Genomic DNA, 17,743 nt, shown 5'->3' on the forward strand with positions numbered 1-17,743 from the left:
CTTCCCGTTCGCCGCCAGGTCATGCCCTAGCCTGAAGGCAGCCTCCTGTCAGGCGGCGATGTCCTTCGTCATCTCCACCTTCAGGACGCGGCGGAGCAGCTTGCCCGTTTCATTATAGGGCAGTTCGGCGCGGAAATCCCAGCTTTCCGGCGTCTTGGTCGAACGCAGGCGGGTCTGCACCCATTGCGCCAGTTCCGCCGTCTCCGGCCGGGGATCGGCGCAGACGATCGAGCAGCCGACCTTTTCGCCCCACTGGTCGTCGGGCAGGCCATAAACAGCCACGTCGACCACGGACGGATGCTGGCGCAGCACATCCTCGATCTCGCCGGGTGAGATATTCTCCCCGCCACGCACGATCACGTCGTCCAGACGGCCCTCGACGAACAGATAGCCGTCCTCATCGACCCAGCCCGCATCGTTGGTCGCGAACCAGCCATCGTCGGACAGCACCTTCTTGTGCAGATATTCGCCGGCGACCTGTTCGCCGCGCACATAGATCTCGCCCGATTCGCGGGGGCCGAGCACGGTCTTGCCGTCGGGTCCGCGAATTTCCAGTTCCAGGCTGGGGAGCGGCCTTCCGACCGAACCGAGCCGCGCGCGCACCTTCTCATCAGGGGACGCGAACGCCTGGCGGTGATCCTCCGGTCCCAGCACGGCGATGGTGGAGCTGGTTTCGGTGAGGCCATAGGCGTTGACGAAATCGACATTGGGCAGCTTCTGCATCGCCCGCTCGATGACCGCGGCGGGCATGCGGCCGCCGCCATAGGACACCGCGCGCAGATGCGGCAGCTCGATCTTCAGCAGCTCCATCGCATCCAGGATGCGGCTGAGCATGGTCGGCACGACCATGGCGTGCGTCACCCGCTCCGCATGGGCGAGCTGGACCCAGGCGTCGGGCGCGAAACTATGGAGATAGGCGATGCGTCGGCCGGAATAGGTGCCGGTCAGAACGGCCGCGATGCCCGCGATATGATAGGGCGGCACGCTGACCAAAGCGGTTTCGTCCTCGCCCGCGCCCATGAACTCCACGGTGGAGATGACGTAGGAGGTAAGGTTGCCGTGCCGCAGCACCGCCGCCTTGGGATCGCCGGTGGTGCCGCTGGTGAACAGCAGGATGGCGATATCCTGATCCACGAAGGGCAGTTCGGCGCAGCAATTGTCGTCGTCGACGCAGGCGGCCTCGAACGCTTCGCGGGTGACGACGCGCACACCCTCGACGCCATGCACGCGCGTCGCCATCGTGCCGTCCGCGATCAGCACCGAGGGCGCCGTTCGCGCGACCAGCTTGCGCAGATCGGCATCGGCCAGGCGATAGTTGAGCGGAACGAAGGGCCGACCCGCCAGCCCGGCGGCATAGAGCGCCAGCGGAAAGGCGGGGCCGTTATGCCCCAGGAACACGACCTTGTCCCCTTCGAAACGGCTGAGGAAGTTCGCACCTCCCTTGGCCCGGCGGAACGCCTCAGCATAGCTGAGACCGCCTTCGACAGTGGTATAGCCTTCGCGGTCACCGATCGCTTCGGCCGCCATTTCGAGGAGGAGGTGGGTCTGCATCTGGGTCGATCTGTCCTGTCTTGCGCCTGACCGCGCTTAGTCCGAAGCGGGAAGCGGCTTGGCGTCCTTGAGCGTCGCGGCGCGCCCGTCCACCGACAGCGAGCCGGGACCAGCCTTGCTGCCCAGCAGTTCGATGCCGCTATCGGCATCGACATAGCGCTTGCCGACCGAGGTGCCGCCCGAAAAATCGGGCGAGATGGTGAGGCCCTCGGGCGCGGCTTCGCCCAGGGCGACCATGGGATGGCCGCCGCATTCCAGCGACACGTCGCCCTTGGGCGGACGAACGACCACGACTTCGGTGCTGTCCACCGCGCTCTTCCAACGTGAACCGGGCTTAACCTGCATGTTCTAGTCTCCCTGCGGGCCGCTCAGGCGACCGCGCCTTTCTCTTTCAACTGTTCGATCCGGTCCCATTCGATGCCGAGTTCCATCAGCACCAGTTCGGTATGTTCGGACGCTTCCGGCGCGCGCGTCGTTTCGACCTTCGCGTGATCGAACTGGACGGGATTCGCAACCAGCCGGATCGGCGCGCCGCCGTCCGCAGACTCTACCTCGAAAATGAAGTCGTTGGCCAGAACCTGTTCGTCGAACGAAACATCATAGACTGACTGATAGGCCGCCCACTGGCCACGCATGGTCTTGAGGCGATCGGTCCAATATTTGAACGGCTTGGTCTTGAACGCGGCGACGATCATTTCGTAGGCCGCGCGGGTATTTTCCTCCTTCATCAACTCGACGTCGGTGGAAAAGCGCGGATCGTCGGCATGTTCGCCGATGCCCAGATGCTCGAACGTGTCCTTGATATAGGGTCCGGGCGTCAGGACGGACAAGCTGATATGCCCGCCATCCTCCGTCTCGAACATGCCGATCAGCGGATTGGTGCCGACGGTGTTCTTGCCCGGCATCGCCGCCTCGAACGGATTGGTCTTCAGCTCCATCGCGACATCGACGCTGCATGCGGTCGCCCAGATGCCGGAGGAGAGCAGCGACACGTCGACCTCGGTGGCCTTGCCGGTGCGCTCGCGGTGGAAGAGGGCGGCGGCAATGCCGCCCGCGATGTTCATGCCGCCGATCGTGTCGCCATAGGCCGGGCCGGGCTGAAGCAGCGGCGAACCTAGTTCCTTGGGCGCCACCAGCTTGGCCGATCCGCCCCGCGCCCAGAAGGCGGTCGAGTCAAACCCGCCCTTTTCCCGCTCCGGGCCCTTGTCGCCGAAAGCGGAACCGCGAACATAGATGATATTCGGATTGGCGGCGCGGATATGCTCCACGTCGATCTTCAGCTTCTGCCGCTGCTGGGGCAGATAGTTGGTCAGGAACACGTCGCACTGCTTGGCGAGTTCGTAGATCAGTTCCTGCCCCTCGGGCGTGGAAACGTCGATGCCGACCGAGCGCTTGCCGCGATTGGGATGCTGCATCAGGCTGGAACGCTGCGGATTGACCGCGAGGCGCTGGAGCATCTGGATGCCGCGCTGCGCGTCGCCGCGGACGGGATGCTCGACCTTGATGACGTCCGCGCCCCAATCGGCCAGAACACCGCCGGCCATGGGCACGAAAGTGAACTGGGCTATTTCCAGGACCCGAACGCCCTCCATCACCTTCGTCATTGTCTGCATCTCCTCCTACATATGGCGGTTCTTGCGGAACCGGCCTCGTCGCAACGCGTTCAAGCGATAAAAATGACGTTCTGTCAACTTAGGTATAAAAGGCACCGGAACATACGTAAATAGGTTAAATAGGCGCCACCAGTCGCATTGCGCGCCATTTTCCCGTCAACGCCTTTGCTGCGCATGAATTCCGCCCTTCAGTCCGCGCCATTTTCCCCGGCGTCGGGATCAGCCATGGGTTTCCGCTCTTCCACCACGCGAATCAATCCCTCCTGCGCCACCGATGCTATCAGAGTAGCGCTGCGATCATAGAATTGGCCATGCGCCAATCCGCGGCCGTTGCCGCTCCACGAGGTGTGCAGCGACCAGAGCGTCCAGTCGTCGAAGGAGGGCACGCCGTGGAACCAGATGCTGTGATCCAGGCTGGCGCGCTGCATGCCCGTCGTCGACCAGTAGATGCCATGCGGCAGCAAGGTCGTGGAAAGCAGCATCATGTCGCTGGTATAGGCCAGCACCGCCTGACGCAGGCGCCAGTCCTGCCCGACCGGTTCGGTCGGCCGGATCCAGAATTGATGGGCGGGCTGCATCACCCTGGGTTCGGCGAAATCGCGCGGACAGGTGGACCGCAGCTCCATGCCCATGCCGCCCATGGTCGGTGGGGAGACCCACTGGATATCATCGCGCTCCATCGCCCTGTCACGCAGTTCCTGTTCGGTGCGCAGGCCCTCAGGACCGGGCACCTGGGGCATGGGCGCCTGGAAGGACAGGCCTTCGGGAGCAGCGTGGCAGGATATCGTCGCCTGCAACAGCACGCGCCCGTCCTGGATCGCCTCGACCGACCGGGTCGAAAAGCCGCGGCCGTCACGGATGCGCTCGACCGCATAGGTCAGGGGACGGCTGGTCAGGCCCGCGCGCAGGAAATGGGCGTGCATCGAGTGGGCGGGCCTGTCGTCGCCGACGGTCTGGAGCGCGGCCATGACGGACTGGCCCAGTAACTGGCCGCCGAAAATCGGGCGGGCGGGACCGTCCGGCATGGTAGCCGTGAATCGATCCCCACCCTCCTCGCGAAGCGTGAGCAACCGCACGAGCAAGGGTTGGGATTGCCCGTTGGCGTCCGATCCGCATCTGTCCAACATGGCCTCGCCGCTTGCCATCCGATCCGGCTTCCCCGCTCTTATCAATCCTTCTAGATAGATAACCTAGTGATCTTCGTCGGTCTGTGTCAAGCTTCGGGGCGGCATTGCAAGACCGGCTGCGGAAGATATCATCATGGTTGCCGGAGCGTGCGCCGTGCGGAATGAGAGGAAAAATGACGGAAAGCCTGGACATCGAGCATTTGCGGAGCTGGATCGGCGCGGAGGAGCGCGTCGAGGACCTGCTCGACCCCGGTCTGGCGGCGCGGTTCCACCTGACGCTGGACATGCCGGGCGATCCGGCCGGCGAAGGGGATGCGGCGCCCAGGCTGCTGCATTTCTGTCTTTGCCAGCCGATCGCCGCAACGGCGATGCTGGGTGCCGACGGGCACCCGGCGCGAGGCGGTTTTCTGCCGCCGGTCCCGCTGCCGCGCCGGATGTGGGCGGCAAGCCGCATCGCCTTCATCGGCGACCTGCGGGTTGGCGAGCGGGTGCGGCGTGATTCGCGGATCTCCGACGTGACCGTCAAGGAGGGGCGGACGGGCACGCTGTGCTTCGTCACCGTCGATCACCGCATCTCCGGCAGCAGCGGCGTCGTGGTCGAGGAACAGCAGACCATCGTCTATCGCGGGGCGGAGGACGGCTCCATGCCGCCCGCGGCCGCCACCGCCGAAGCCGCGCCGGAAGGCATGGTGAAGCAGACGGTCGACCCGTCACCGCCCCTGTTGTTCCGCTATTCGGCGCTCACCTTCAACGGCCATCGCATCCATTATGACCGTCCCTATGCGACGGATATAGAAGGCTATCCGGGCCTGGTCGTGCACGGTCCGCTTCAGGCGACGCTGCTGCTGCACTTCGCGGCGCGGCAGCGCGATGGCCGCGCGCCGGATCGCTTCACCTTCCGCAGCGGCAGCCCGCTTTATGACCTTCAGCCGGTGGAACTCCATTGCGAAGCATCGGGGGATGGTGGGCTGTCGCTCTGGACGGCGCGGCCCGGCGGCCCATTCGCGATGCGCGCGGATGCGGCCTGGAACTGAATAGATAGGCGAGGATGATTGCGATGGCGACGGAACAGCAGGTGCGCGATGCGCTGAAATGGCAGCGGGATTTCTGCATCAACGACGGCGCACCGGCGACGGGCGCGGTATGCGGGGCGCTGGCGGAACGGCTCGATCGGGAAAGTGAAACCGGGCGGCGGGCGCTCGACTGGCCCGGCGAACCCATTGCCGACGCGCTGGCGCTGCGCCTCGCGGCACCCTTTCACGCCCTCTATCGCTCCGGCCGCGCGCCGCAACTGGCGCCGATCTACGGTGGCGAGATCAGTCAGGCGGGTGATCTGATCGCAACGACGATCGCACAGCATGATGGGGAGATCAGCCGTTGGCTGGACGGCCCGCCCCAGACCAACGAGCCGGGCCGGTCGGCCATCCTGATGACCGGCCTGCTGGCCTTGGCGGATCGCCATGGACTGCCGTTCGAATTGCTGGAAATCGGTTCTTCGGCCGGGCTCAACCTGCTGATCGACCGGTTCCGCATGGATCTGGGAGGGGTGGAGGTCGGTCCATCGGACTCGCCGGTTCTGGTCGAGCCCGAATGGCGCGGCGCGCCGCCGCCCGATGTTCCGGTCTCCATCCTCAGCGTGCGCGGCGTGGATATCGCGCCAATCGACATCCGGGCGCCCGGAGCGGTCGAACGGCTGCTGGCCTATGTCTGGGCGGACCAGACGCGGCGGGTCGAGCTGCTTGCCAAGGTGCTGGACCTTGCGCTCACCCATCCGCCCAAGGTGGAGCAGGGCGATGCGGCCGACTGGATCGAAGCGCGGCTGGCCGAACCGCAGGCCGACGGCACTTGCCGCGTGCTGGTGCACAGCATCATGTGGCAATATCTGCCGCGCGAGACGCGCCACCGGATAGAGGCCGCGATGGCCGCGGCGGGCGAGGCGGCGACGCCCTCCCGTCCGCTCGGCTGGGTGACCTATGAAGGCGACCGGGAGAGCAGGCGCCCGGTGCTCAAGGTGCGGAGCTGGCCCGGCCATGCGGAGGCGGAGATGTTGGCCCACGCCCAGCCGCATGGCCTGTGGATAGCGCCGATCGAGTGAAACCGGCGCGCGGCGTCAGCGTCCCTGCTGGACCTGGCGCCGCCGCAGCCACCAATTATACTGGTCGGGCCACAGCTTCCACGCGTCGGGAACGCCCATCTCGACCGCGACCTGCGCTGGCCAGTTGGGATTCCACAGCAGTTCGCGGCCGATGGCCACCAGGTCGCAACGACCCTCGGCAAGGGCGGCGGCGGCCTGTTCGCCGGTACGGATTAACCCGACGCCCATGGTCAGTACGCCCGTCTCCTTGCGGATGCGCTCCGAAAAAGGAAGCTGGAAGCCCGGCGTGCGGGCGACGAGGCTGTTCTGTGCGGGCAGCTTGAAGCCGCCTGACGAACAATCGACCACATCGATGCCGATGGCCTTGAGCGCAGCGGCGAATGCCACCGAATCGTCCAGGCCCCAGCCAATATCGACGCCATCGACCGACGAGATGCGCACGAAACAGGGCCTGTCCTCCGGCCACATGTCGCGCATCATCGCGGCGATGCGCAGCGGGAGCCGCATCCGCCCCTCGCGGTCGCCGCCATATTCGTCCGTCCTCTGGTTGCCGAGCGGTGAGAGGAAGGAGTGCATCAGATAGCCGTGCGCGCAATGCAGTTCGGCAATGTCGAAACCAGCCTTCAGCGCGCGCTCGAAGGCCAGGCGATAATCCTCCACCACGGCCTCGATCTGTTCGATCGTCATCTCGGCGGGCGTCTGGCAACCCTGATCGAAGGCAATGGCGCTGGGCGCCGCAATGTCCCATGGCCCTTCGCCGCGCGCCGCTATGTCGGCATCGCCGAGCGGTCCACCGCCCTCCCAGGGGCGCTGGGAAGCACCCTTGCGTCCTGAATGCGCGATCTGGATCGCCGAAGCCGCACCGAAGGAACGGACGATGTCCGCCAGCCGCTTGAGACCCGCAATATGGTCATCGTCCCAGATGCCCAGGCATCCATGGGTGATCCGCCCCTGCGTGTTGACCGAACTCTGCTCGATGAACACCAGACCCGCGCCGCCGGCCGCCAGCTTGCCGATATGCTGGACGTGCCAATCGGTGGCGTAGCCGTCGACAGCCGAATAGGTGGCCATGGGCGACACCACGATGCGGTTGCGCAGGGTCAGGCCGCGAATCCGCATTGGCTCGAACAATGTGCCGAGATCAGGGGCTGTTTGCGGCGTTAACGTATGAAGATTCTGGGTCACGGTCTCTCCTGAACCATCTGAAATCTGGCTGTCCCGGTCTTTTCGCTTGGGCAAAGTGACGGCGAGTCCCTAGCATTTCAACAGAAAGTTATAATGGTTAGTTTTGTAGTTGCGCCACAACCTTGGCCTAAATAACAGGGGGGAGGCAGCGGCGGAGAGGTGTCGAGCATGAAATTTCCAGAGGCGGACCGCAATCTCGCAGATGCACTGGCCGATGCCGCCCGCGATCGCGGCGAGGCGAGGGTTGTCGTCTCCTCGAGCGTTCGGCCCGTCGACCTGACCCTGGCCGATATCGCTGCCCAGGGCGAATTGTTCGCCGCGCATCTGGTGCGGCTCGGGATCGGGCCGGGCGATGTCGTTGCCGTGCAGCTTCCGGCCTGGTCGGAATGGATGATCGCCTGCGCCGGGATTGCGCGGGCAGGGGCGATCCTGCTGCCGATCGTATCCATTTATGGCGCGAAGGAGATGTCCTTCATCCTGCGCCAGTCGGGCGCGCGCTTGATCGTGACGCCCGACCGCTGGCGCAATGCCGATTATGGCGCCGTGCTGGCGGAATGCGGAGACCTGCCCGATTTGCGGCATCATGTGGTCGTCGGGCCGCTTCGTCCTGAGGGCGCCATCGGCTGGGACAAGATGGTTGCGTCGGCGGAGCCTGTCCCAGCCATTGTCCGCGCGCCCGATGACGTCGCCCTGCTGGTCTATACCTCCGGCACCACCTCCGACCCCAAGGGGGTCCAGCATAGCAGCCGTACCATCCTTTCCGAATTCGCGATTCAGTCCCGGCTCCGCGATCTGGACCATGACCGCACGCTTTCGCCATGGCCACCGGGTCATGTCGCGGGCGCCTATGCGATGATCCGCACGATGCTTTACGGCGGGCCGTTGGTGTTGATGGACCTGTGGGACCCGGCCGAGGCCGGACGGCTGATCGAGGCGCATGGGCTGACGAGCTGTTCCTTCACGCCCTTCCATCTCTCGGGCCTGCTCGACGCGGCTGACCGCGAAGGGCTCGACCTCTCGACCCTGACCAACGTCATGGTCGGCGCGGCGCCCGTTTCGCCCACATTGATCGAACGCTGCTCCGCCAAGGGCCTGCGCACCTATCGCTGCTACGGGTCGAGCGAGATGCCGACCGTCAGCACCGGCTTCCCGGACGATCCGATCGACAAGCGGCTGACGACCGAGGGCAAGCCCATGCTGGGCGCGGAAATCCGCTTCATCGATGAGGATGGCGAAGACGCGGAAGAGGGCGAAATCGCCCTGCGCGGGCCCGATCTGTTTATCGGCTATCGCGACCCGGCGCTGAACGAAAAGGCGTTTCTGCCGGGCGGATGGTTCCTGACCGGCGACGTCGGACGGCTGGATGCGGATGGCTATCTCCAGATCACCGATCGCAAGAAGGACATCATCATCCGCGGCGGCGAGAATATCTCTTCGCGCGAGGTGGAGGATCTGCTCTTCCAGCATCCCGACGTAGCCGAGGCGGCGGTCGTCGCCGCGCCCGATGAGCGCATGGGCGAGGTCGTCTGCGCCTTCCTGATCCCGGCGCCCGGCGGCCAGCCGTCGCTGGAGAATGTCAGGGATTATTTCTTCGCCGCCGGCATCGCCCGGCAGAAGACGCCGGAGAGAGTCGAGATCGTCGCGGATTTCCCCCGCAACAGCACCGGCAAGGTGCTGAAGCATGAATTGCGCGCGCGTTTGCGCGGCGCCACCACGAAAGGCACATGATGAGCGAAGACCTGGTCACCATCGAACGGGATGGCGGCACCGCCGTCGTCACCCTCAACCGTCCCAACGCCATGAACGCCCTGTCGAAGGCGCTCCGCTCGCGCCTGTTCCACGTCATGACGGAACTGAACGAGGACGACGCGATCAGGGTGGTCATATTGACCGGCGCGGGCGACCGGGCCTTCACCGCCGGGCTGGATCTGAAGGAGCTGGGGTCCGAGCCGGGCGCACTCAGCGCCGCCAACGCCGAAGGCGCCGACGAAAATCCGGTCAAGGCGATCGAAGTCTGCACCAAGCCGGTCATCGGCGCGATCAACGGCGTTGCGATCACCGGCGGGTTCGAGGTGGCGCTGGCCTGCGACATATTGATCGCGTCGGACAAGGCGCGCTTCGCCGACACCCATGCGCGCGTGGGCATCATGCCCGGCTGGGGCCTGTCGCAGAAGCTGTCGCGCATGATCGGCATTTCGCGCGCCAAGGAATTGTCGTTCAGCGGCAATTTCCTGGATGCGCAGACCGCCTGCGCCTGGGGCCTGGTGAACCGCGTGGTTCCGGCCAATGAACTGTTGAGCCACGCCAAGGCGCTGGCGCGCGACATCGAAAGCGCCGATCCAGCCATGGTCCGCGTGTACAAGAAGCTGATCGACGACGGTTTCGCCCTGTCCTTCGGGGACGCGATGGCGCATGAGCTGGAGATATCCTCCGACATGAACGGAAAGGTCACGCCGGAGGAGGTGGAGCGCCGTCGCGGCGTCGTGCAGGCGCGCGGGCGCACGCAGCAATAAAGGCGCAGCAGTTACGGGATAGGGGTGGAGGGGCGTGGCTCCTCCGCTTTTCCTTATCGGTGGAACCGGATCGCGTCGTCGATCGTCGAGCGCGTCGTGCGCGCGTCGTTGGCGGGATGATCGGGATCGGGATAGCCGAAGGCGAGGCCGAACAGCAGGCGCAGTTCCGGACCTATGCCCAGTTCGCGGTGAACGATATCAGCATAATGGCTGAGCGCGCCCTGTGCGCAGGAAGCGAGGCCATTGGCCGTCAGCGCCAGCATCAGCGATTGTGCATACATGCCTGCGTCGGCCGCTTCGCGCATCGCCGCCCATTCGGGAAGGAAGATGAAGGCGGCGTGCGGTGCGTCGAAGAAGCGGAAATTGCGCAGGAAACTTTCGGTGCGAGCAGCCTTGTCGTCGCGCTCGACGCCCGTGGCGGAGAACAGGGCCTTGGCCGCGTCGATCTGCCGCGTGCGATATTCGCCCGGATAGGCCCCCGTCAGCGGGAAATCCGGCGACACGTCAGCGCCGGTTTTGGCATGATCGTGCAGCGCGGCGCGAACCCGCTCCGCTTCGGCACCCGAAACGATATGCACCACCCAGGGCTGCACATTGCAATTGGAAGGCGAAAGCTGCGCCGTTTCCAATATATGCCGCAACAGCGCATCGGGAACCGGATCGGGCAGGAACCCTCGGATCGACCGCCGCTCGCGCATGATTTCGTCGAAGGCGGTGGCCCATGTCTGGGGCATGATCGTGGGAATCCTCAAAGCGCGGAAGGGTGTCGGTGGCTCCTCCCGAAAGACAGCCCTCCCGCCCACCTGCGGGCGGGAGGCGATGTCAATGGATGTCAGAGCTTGCTGACTTCGTGGCGCGACAGCGACGTGGTCAGCTTTCCATCGGTGACGCTGAGGGTCGAAGCCGGGACGACGACGAAGCGCGTGCCGACGATGATCTGGACCGAACCGTCGGCCATGACGCGGGTCACGGCGCCCAGCCGGGCCGCACCCGAGTCGCGCAGGACGTCGCCGACCTTGGCGACGCGCGCGGCTGCCGGAGCCGCGGTTGCCGGGCTGTCGGAATTCTGGGCTGCATGGCTCGCGCTCGCGGCGAGGACTGCGACAGCCATGGCTGCAAGATAACGCATCTCTATAACCCCCAATTAGTTAGCTGGGCTTCATACCCAAGTTGGTTAGACAAGTGGCCGTAACCGCATTCGGCTAGGGCTGCAATACAGTTTCGGATTGCAATCTTTGCACCCCTGATTGCAGATTGCGACGAACGGCGCCCGGCTCCGCCGCGAAAGCGGAGCCGGGCGCGATCGATGCAAAAGCGTTACGAAATGTGCGCTGCAATCCGGCGCGATTTCATCCGCGCGAGGTCAGCGATCGGCGGACAGGCTCGCCAGATCGATGACGAAGCGATATTTGACGTCGCTTCTTTCCATCCGCTCATAGGCGCCGTTAATGTCCTGAATGGCGATCGTCTCGCATTCCGGCAGGATGTTCTTTTCCGCGCAGAAATCCAACAGTTCCTGGGTTTCGGCAATGCCGCCGATCGGCGATCCCGCTATACGGCGGCGCCCGCCCAATATATGCCCGGAATGGAAGCTGGGCAGCATGTCGATCGCCCCCACGAGCACCAGCGTGCTTTCGACGTCCAGCAGCGGAAGATAGGGCTGAATGTCATGGGCGACCGGCACGGTGTCGATGATGAGGTCGAAGCTCGAGCGCCCCTTCTTCATTGCTTCGGGATCCTTCGACAGGAGAACCCGGTTGGCGCCCAGTTTCAGCGCATCAGCTTCCTTTTCCGGCGACGTCGTGATGACGGTGACATCGGCGCCCAGCCCCGCGGCCAGCTTGACCGCCATATGTCCAAGTCCGCCCAGGCCGATCACGCCGACCCGGCTGCCCGGTCCGACCTTCCACTCGCGCAGCGGCGACCAGGTGGTGATGCCCGCGCACAGCAGCGGCGCGGCGCGTTCCATGTCGAGCGAATCGGGCACGGTGAGCACGAATTCCTCGCGCACGACGATATGGTCCGAATAGCCGCCGAAGGTCAGGTCGCCGGTCTGCCGGTCCTTGCCATTATAGGTCATGGTCGCGCCCTTGCGGCACATCTGCTCCATGCCCCGGTCGCACTGGTCGCAGGAAAGGCAGCTGTCGACCATGCAGCCGACCGCGACTTTCTGCCCCACCGCCATCTTGCTGACCTTCGGGCCGACGGCGGTCACCGTGCCGACGATCTCATGGCCGGGTACCAGCGGGTACATGCTGCTATGCCAGTCGTTCCGGGCCTGATGCAGGTCGGAATGGCAGACGCCGCAATAGAGTATCTCGATAGCGACATCCTCGTCGCGAAGGTCGCGCCGCTCGAAATGGAAGGGCGCCAGCGGGGATTGCGCGTCCTTTGCGGCGTAGCCAATGGCTTGGGTCATGGGAACCTCTCTGAAAGGTGAAGGCCGTCCGTTCTGTCGAGCCGGCTTAACCTGTCTTACCTAGTAACATTTCAGCAATCCAGCACGAAGATGAACCCCGGCTTCAAATGAAGGACCGGACTTCCTCCAGAAAACCGTCCAGCCGATCATGATGGACCCAGTGCCCGGCCTTGTCGAAGGCGATTGTGCGCGCGTGGCGGAAATGGCTGGCGCGCCCGTCCATTTCCGGGTTGGATGCCCAGCTATCCTTGCCATAGACCAGCAGCACCGGACATTCGACGGCGTTCCACAAGGCATGTTGCTCCTCCTCGCGGATCTCGACCGGCGTATGGTTGCGTGCCATGGGATCAAACTTCCACCCATAGCTGCCATCCTCGTTGCGGATGACGCCATGGATGGTCAGATGCCGCGCCTGCGCTTCGGTCAGATGCGCGTTCGCCTCCCGCATCCGCTTGAGCGCCGTGTCGATGTCGGGATAGCGGCGCGGGGTCAGGGCTGCGCCGGCGTGGCGGTTTTCCAGCCATTCGCGCCAGCGCTGCGTGGCGGGAACCGCCGCCTGGGTGGCGAACAGGGTCGGGGAGGGGCCAAGCCCCTCGATCGACACCAGCTTGCGCACCTTTTCCGGATAGATGGCGCTGTAGCGGACGGCAATGGCGCCGCCCATCGAGTGCGCGACGATCGTCACCTGTTCGTCGCCAAGCTGCCGGATGAACTGCGCCAGGTCGTAGGTGAAATAGGGCATGCTGTAGGCGCCGTCCGGCGACCAGGCGCTGTCGCCATGGCCGCGCAGGTCCGGGCAGACCACATGCCAGTCATGACGCAGGGCGCGCGCCACATCGTCCCAGCTGCGGGCATGGTCCAGATTGCCGTGCAGCAGGATCAGCGTCGGCGCATCCGCATTGCCCCAGTCGAGATAATGAAGCCGCAGCCGCTGGGAAACGAAATGATGGGATGTGGGGCCGTAATCTTCGACGGGCATGGGCGGCGGTCCTGAATAGTTTCTGGTGATGCCATGTGCCGCGACGGTGTGGCCGTCAAGCCGAAGCGGCGATTCCTTCATGCACATTGAGTACCGGGGGCCGTTCAAGCAAAAGCGCCGCCGGATCGAATCCGGCGGCGCCTGTCATCCCTTGGGTTTGCGTAAGCGGCTCAGTCCTTGCGGTCTTCGCCCCGCTCGACGCCCGCCAGATTCTCGGCATAGCCCTTCTTGCGCTCGACCTCCATCTGGCGGAGGATCTGGATGCGCTGCGCCTGCGGGCTGCCCGCGCCGTGCATCGATTCCGTCAGATAGCCCACCGCATTGCGGCCCAGCGTCATATTCTCGATCAAGCGCAGCATGCGCTGGCGATGCTCGACCGGGATGTTGTTACGGCCTTTCAGATATTTTTCCAGGATCGGGCCGGTCACATCATTCTTGAAATCCGCTTCCGAGGGCAGCGTCACCATCAGGCCCCCGGCAAGATCCTGCGCCAGACGGCTGATCTCATAGGGGAATCGGGTGACATTATGCTTGCAGACATTCGCCAGCATCCCGTCGTTCATGTAGATGCCCGACGGCAGCGGCTTGGCCTCATGGCTCGACGCGATGGCGGAGGAATAGATGGTCTCGTTGAGATGCGTCATTTCGACCAGCTTGTCCTTCACATGGCTGGCCTGGTCCGCGCCATTATATTCGGCGATGGCCGCCGCCGCGCCGACCATCACGTCGCCCAGGCCCGTCTTGCAGACATAGGAGGCGCGGTGATAACTGGTGAAGCGGGCCACCATCTCCTGCGCGAATTCATATTCGCCGTCCATCAGCACATGTTCGTTGGGGATGAAGACCTCGTCGAACACGACCAGCGCTTCCTGCCCGCCGAAGCGCGCATTGCCCTTGTCGATGTCGCCCGCCTCCATCGCCCGCGTGTCGCAGGACTGGCGGCCGTAGATATAGGTGATGCCCTCCGCATCGGCGGGGACCAGACCGACCACCGCATAATCCTTGTCATTGGGGCCAAGGTTCATGGTCGGCATCACCGCGATCCAGTGCGAATTCCAGCCGCCGGTCATATGCGCCTTGGCACCCTTCACATAGATGCCCGTCTCGGTGCGGCGGGTGATGTGCAGGAACAGGTCGGGATCGGCCTGTTCGGACGGGCGCTTGGACCGGTCGCCCTTGGGATCGGTCATGCCCGCGCCGACGATGATGTTGTTGGCTTGCGCGTGCTTCATGAATTCCAGATAGCGCTGGTGGTAGGAGGTGCCGTGCTTCTGGTCGATGTCGTAGGTGATCGAATGCAGGACGGAGATGGTGTCCAGCCCCGCGCAGCGCTGGAAGCAGGTGCCGGTCAGCTGGCCCATGCGGCGCTGCATCCGGTTCTTCATCACCAGGTCCTGCGGGCTTCCGACGATATGCAGGAAGCGGTTGACCCGCGCGTCGATCAGGTCGCTATGCGCGGTCGCCAGTTCCGGATCTTCATTGGCAAGGTCGTACGTCATGGCGAGCGCGTTGATCGACGGGCGGATGATCGGGTGGTCGGCCGGTTCCTCGATCTGCTCGCCGAACAGGTAGAGCGTCGTGCCGCGCCCACGCAGCGACTCGATATATTCCGCGCCCGAACGGATCGGCTTGAAGCGCGACCAACGGCGTTCGGCGGACTCTTCCTTCGGGTGCTTGACGATGGCGTTCATGATGGGGTTCCTCGGGCTATCCTCTGCTGAATGCGTTTCTACGGCGCGGGCCGGTTGCGGAACAGGTCAGTTTGCGCGATATGAAATCACCAGATCTGAAAAGTGACGCGCAACAACGGGTGAAGCCATGGCCACCATCGGCCGCTATTATTTTCGCGTCTGCACCGAGGGCGCAGAGCGCCGAGGCGTGGATGCCGATGCGCTGCTGGAGCAGGCGGGGCTTTGCAGGGCCGATCTCGACACGCCGGGCTGGCGTGGCTCCGCGGTCGCGATGGCGGGGCTGGTGCGTGCCGTCTGGAACAGTCTGAACGATGAATGGATGGGCTATACCGCCCTGCCGGTGCGGCCCGGGGCGCTGGCCTTCGCCTGCGAACTGGCGCTGGAGTGCGAGACGGTGGCCGACGGGCTGATGCGGGCGGCGCGCTTCTACAACATCCTGAATGACGGCATTCATACGCAGGTGGAGGACGGCGGGGAGGGGCTGGCCGTCACCGTCCGCTTCGACCGGCCCGAACTCGATCCCAAACGCTATTTCAGCGAATTCTGGATGATCATCTGGCATCGCCTCGCCTGCTGGCTCGCCAATGAGACGGTGCCGATGCTGTCGGCCGAATTCGACTATCGCCCCGCGCCCGAGGCCGAAGAGGAGTTCCGCTACATGTTCCCAGGCAAGCGGCGCTTCGATACGGACCGGCGCCGCCTGCTGCTCGACCGCCATGTGCTGCATGCGCCGATCCGGCGCAGCCCGCAGGAATTGCGGGAGATGATCGCTGCCGCGCCGGTCCAGTTGATGACCATCCCGGCGAGCGACAACGGCCTGGCGCTGCGTGCCCGGTCCTTGCTGTTCCGTGATCCCGCACTGCCCCTGGACCGGCTTGCCGAAGCGCTCTCCATCGCGCCGGAAAAGCTGGCGCACCGGCTGAAGACGGAGGGTGCCACCCTGTCGTCACTGCGTCAGAATGTGCGTCGCGACAAGGCGCTGCGCTGGCTCACCACCAGCAACCGCAGCGTCGAACGGATTGCCTGGGATCTCGGCTATGCCGAACCCCGTTCCTTCACCCGTGCCTTTTCCGAATGGTTCGGATGCAGCCCGTCCGCCTATCGGCGGGGCCGGGTCATCCCCGGCCCGGAAGAGGAAGGCGGTCACCCCGCATCGGGCTGACGGGCCAACCTGCGGCCCAACGTCTCAGCCCTGCCGCTGCGCCGCGAAATCCGCCGTGTTGATCCGCGGTCCACCATCGAAGCGCTGGCAGACATAATGGGTCGCCATCTTCGACCCGATCGGCCCCATCAGCATATGCGTGCGCAGGTTCATGCGATGGAACAGCCAGATAAGCGCGCGGTCATGCTCGCCCTTTTCGCGGTCGGCGAGGACGAACGCCTCCAGCGCTGCCTCGGCCGACCGCCAGCCGTCATGGCGCTGGCCCGTCACCTGTTCGATATCGTCCAGATTGTCGGCCTTGATCTGGTCGCCAATCTCCGCGACGCGCTGAAGATGCCGGGCCGTGCGGAATCCGCGCCGCAACTCCTCCTGGAGATAGGCCTCCTCCGGCCGCAGGCGCGAGAGCAACTGCACCAGATAGCCATGCGTCGCCGCCTCGGCCAGATCGACCGGCTCCGGCACCCGGATCGTCGGCAGTTCCATGTCATAATATTCCGCGAGCGCTTCGGTCGCCATCAGGCTCGTCTCGCTGTCCCACTGCATATAGGTCATGAGGTCGGTTTCCGGCAGCGGATCGCGCACGGCATTGCCGAACATCAGCTCGTTGCCGAAGCAAGCCGCGATATGCATCCGCTTCACCGTTTCCATGTCGACGGTATCGCCGGTCAGTTCCTCATAATAGCCGTAGATGCGGTGGAAATCGCCATAGTCGATCAGCGTGTCGCGCATTCGCCACACCGTCAGGTCTTCCAGCGGGTCGCCCAGCCCGCCAAACTCAAGATCGATGATCGCCTGGAGATGGCCATCGGCATGATGGAACTGGCCGCTGTCCGACACGATCGGCACCAGCCGGTCGAGCTGGCGCCAGGGATGCCGCTCGATCCAGCCGATGCCGAACTCCATGAAGGGATAGGGCCGGGTCTTGGTCTCGCGATATTTGATGATCTGGTTGAGCGAGCCGGTCGTCTGGCGGATGCCCGCGTCGAGAAAGGGCTGGGGGTCCAGCTTGTGCAGCTTCGCCAGCGCCTCGACATATTCGTCGACGATGCGGTCCCGCACCGCCGGTTCCTCTCCCACCAGGCTCTGCCTGCCCGGCACGAAGCTCATGACGACGGCGTTCAGCGCATCCGACCAGTGATAGATATTGGGCACCGGAATGCCGCGTTCCTCCAGCATGCGGTGAAACTTCACTTCATCGGACAGGGGCTGCTCCTGCTCCTGCAGGCGCTCGCCGCGCAGGACCAGTTTCGTCCGCTCGCCTTTCCATTCGACGTCCATGAACCATTGCGGCCGCCAGCGGGTCTGCCGGTCCATCTTCAGGATGGTAAGGCCCGGCATCTCGGCCTCCAATATCCGCTTCACTTCGGCGTCGGGCGGAATGATCGCTTCAAAGTCCATTTTTTTCATC

At 64.6% G+C, this 17,743-nt stretch carries 16 protein-coding genes; 5 read left to right on the plus strand and 11 right to left on the minus strand.

The features are described 5' to 3' along the window. Positions 1–48 precede the first annotated feature (48 nt). The 4 genes from MJ601_RS05750 to MJ601_RS05765 form a co-directional block, all read right to left on the minus strand. A complete protein-coding gene (locus MJ601_RS05750) occupies positions 49–1,551 on the minus strand; it encodes a class I adenylate-forming enzyme family protein (protein ID WP_242124228.1) in 1,503 nt (500 codons plus the stop codon). A gap of 36 nt (positions 1,552–1,587) precedes the next feature. Next, positions 1,588–1,896: a hypothetical protein gene (locus MJ601_RS05755; protein ID WP_242124230.1), complete on the minus strand. Its 309-nt coding sequence runs from the start codon at positions 1,894–1,896 to the stop codon at positions 1,588–1,590. A 23-nt stretch (positions 1,897–1,919) separates the two neighbouring features. Then, positions 1,920–3,155, minus strand: a complete 1,236-nt coding sequence (locus MJ601_RS05760) for a CaiB/BaiF CoA transferase family protein (protein WP_242124232.1) — start codon at positions 3,153–3,155, stop codon at positions 1,920–1,922. 197 nt (positions 3,156–3,352) lie between these two features. Beyond that, on the minus strand, positions 3,353–4,291 hold the full coding sequence (locus tag MJ601_RS05765) for an acyl-CoA thioesterase (protein ID WP_242124234.1): 939 nt from the start codon (positions 4,289–4,291) through the stop codon (positions 3,353–3,355). Positions 4,292–4,464: 173 nt separating this feature from the next. Here MJ601_RS05765 and MJ601_RS05770 point away from each other — a divergent pair, with 173 nt between their 5' ends. Together MJ601_RS05770 and MJ601_RS05775 are read left to right on the plus strand one after the other, a co-directional pair. Continuing rightward, positions 4,465–5,325: an HTD2 family dehydratase gene (locus tag MJ601_RS05770; RefSeq protein WP_242124236.1), complete on the plus strand. Its 861-nt coding sequence runs from the start codon at positions 4,465–4,467 to the stop codon at positions 5,323–5,325. A 23-nt stretch (positions 5,326–5,348) separates the two neighbouring features. Beyond that, positions 5,349–6,386 (plus strand): DUF2332 domain-containing protein, encoded by a 1,038-nt coding sequence (locus MJ601_RS05775; protein ID WP_242124238.1) that lies wholly within the window; start codon positions 5,349–5,351, stop codon positions 6,384–6,386. Positions 6,387–6,401: 15 nt separating this feature from the next. Here the strand turns inward: MJ601_RS05775 and MJ601_RS05780 are convergent, their stop codons facing one another. After that, positions 6,402–7,571 (minus strand): NADH:flavin oxidoreductase/NADH oxidase, encoded by a 1,170-nt coding sequence (locus tag MJ601_RS05780; protein ID WP_242124241.1) that lies wholly within the window; start codon positions 7,569–7,571, stop codon positions 6,402–6,404. 168 nt (positions 7,572–7,739) lie between these two features. On the opposite strand from MJ601_RS05780, the gene MJ601_RS05785 reads away from it, so the two are divergent. Next, the gene (locus MJ601_RS05785; RefSeq protein WP_242124243.1) at positions 7,740–9,299 is read left to right on the plus strand and encodes an AMP-binding protein; all 1,560 of its coding nucleotides are present in this window, start codon (positions 7,740–7,742) and stop codon (positions 9,297–9,299) included. After that, positions 9,299–10,084, plus strand: a complete 786-nt coding sequence (locus MJ601_RS05790) for an enoyl-CoA hydratase (RefSeq protein WP_242124245.1) — start codon at positions 9,299–9,301, stop codon at positions 10,082–10,084. Before MJ601_RS05785 ends, MJ601_RS05790 begins: the two co-directional genes overlap by 1 nt. Before the next feature lie 53 nt (positions 10,085–10,137). Here the strand turns inward: MJ601_RS05790 and MJ601_RS05795 are convergent, their stop codons facing one another. The 5 genes from MJ601_RS05795 to MJ601_RS05815 all read right to left on the minus strand — a co-directional run bounded on the left by MJ601_RS05795 (position 10,138) and on the right by MJ601_RS05815 (position 15,173). Beyond that, positions 10,138–10,818, minus strand: coding sequence for a nitroreductase (locus MJ601_RS05795; RefSeq protein ID WP_242124247.1), 681 nt, complete (start codon positions 10,816–10,818; stop codon positions 10,138–10,140). Positions 10,819–10,916: 98 nt separating this feature from the next. Beyond that, positions 10,917–11,213: a hypothetical protein gene (locus MJ601_RS05800; RefSeq protein ID WP_242124249.1), complete on the minus strand. Its 297-nt coding sequence runs from the start codon at positions 11,211–11,213 to the stop codon at positions 10,917–10,919. 234 nt (positions 11,214–11,447) lie between these two features. Beyond that, positions 11,448–12,503: an NAD(P)-dependent alcohol dehydrogenase gene (locus MJ601_RS05805; protein ID WP_242124252.1), complete on the minus strand. Its 1,056-nt coding sequence runs from the start codon at positions 12,501–12,503 to the stop codon at positions 11,448–11,450. Between the two features lie 103 nt (positions 12,504–12,606). After that, positions 12,607–13,482: an alpha/beta fold hydrolase gene (locus tag MJ601_RS05810; RefSeq protein ID WP_242124254.1), complete on the minus strand. Its 876-nt coding sequence runs from the start codon at positions 13,480–13,482 to the stop codon at positions 12,607–12,609. 170 nt (positions 13,483–13,652) lie between these two features. Then, on the minus strand, positions 13,653–15,173 hold the full coding sequence (locus MJ601_RS05815) for a 4-hydroxyphenylacetate 3-hydroxylase family protein (protein WP_242124255.1): 1,521 nt from the start codon (positions 15,171–15,173) through the stop codon (positions 13,653–13,655). A 127-nt stretch (positions 15,174–15,300) separates the two neighbouring features. Between MJ601_RS05815 and MJ601_RS05820 the strand changes: the two genes are divergently transcribed. Beyond that, the gene (locus tag MJ601_RS05820; RefSeq protein ID WP_242124257.1) at positions 15,301–16,335 is read left to right on the plus strand and encodes an AraC family transcriptional regulator; all 1,035 of its coding nucleotides are present in this window, start codon (positions 15,301–15,303) and stop codon (positions 16,333–16,335) included. A gap of 24 nt (positions 16,336–16,359) precedes the next feature. Here MJ601_RS05820 and MJ601_RS05825 read toward each other — a convergent pair whose 3' ends face one another. After that, the gene (locus MJ601_RS05825) at positions 16,360–17,733 is read right to left on the minus strand and encodes a phosphotransferase (protein ID WP_242124259.1); all 1,374 of its coding nucleotides are present in this window, start codon (positions 17,731–17,733) and stop codon (positions 16,360–16,362) included. Between the last annotated feature and the right edge of the window lie 10 nt (positions 17,734–17,743).

Source organism: Sphingobium trunci (assembly GCF_022664535.1).
Taxonomy (GTDB): domain Bacteria; phylum Pseudomonadota; class Alphaproteobacteria; order Sphingomonadales; family Sphingomonadaceae; genus Sphingobium.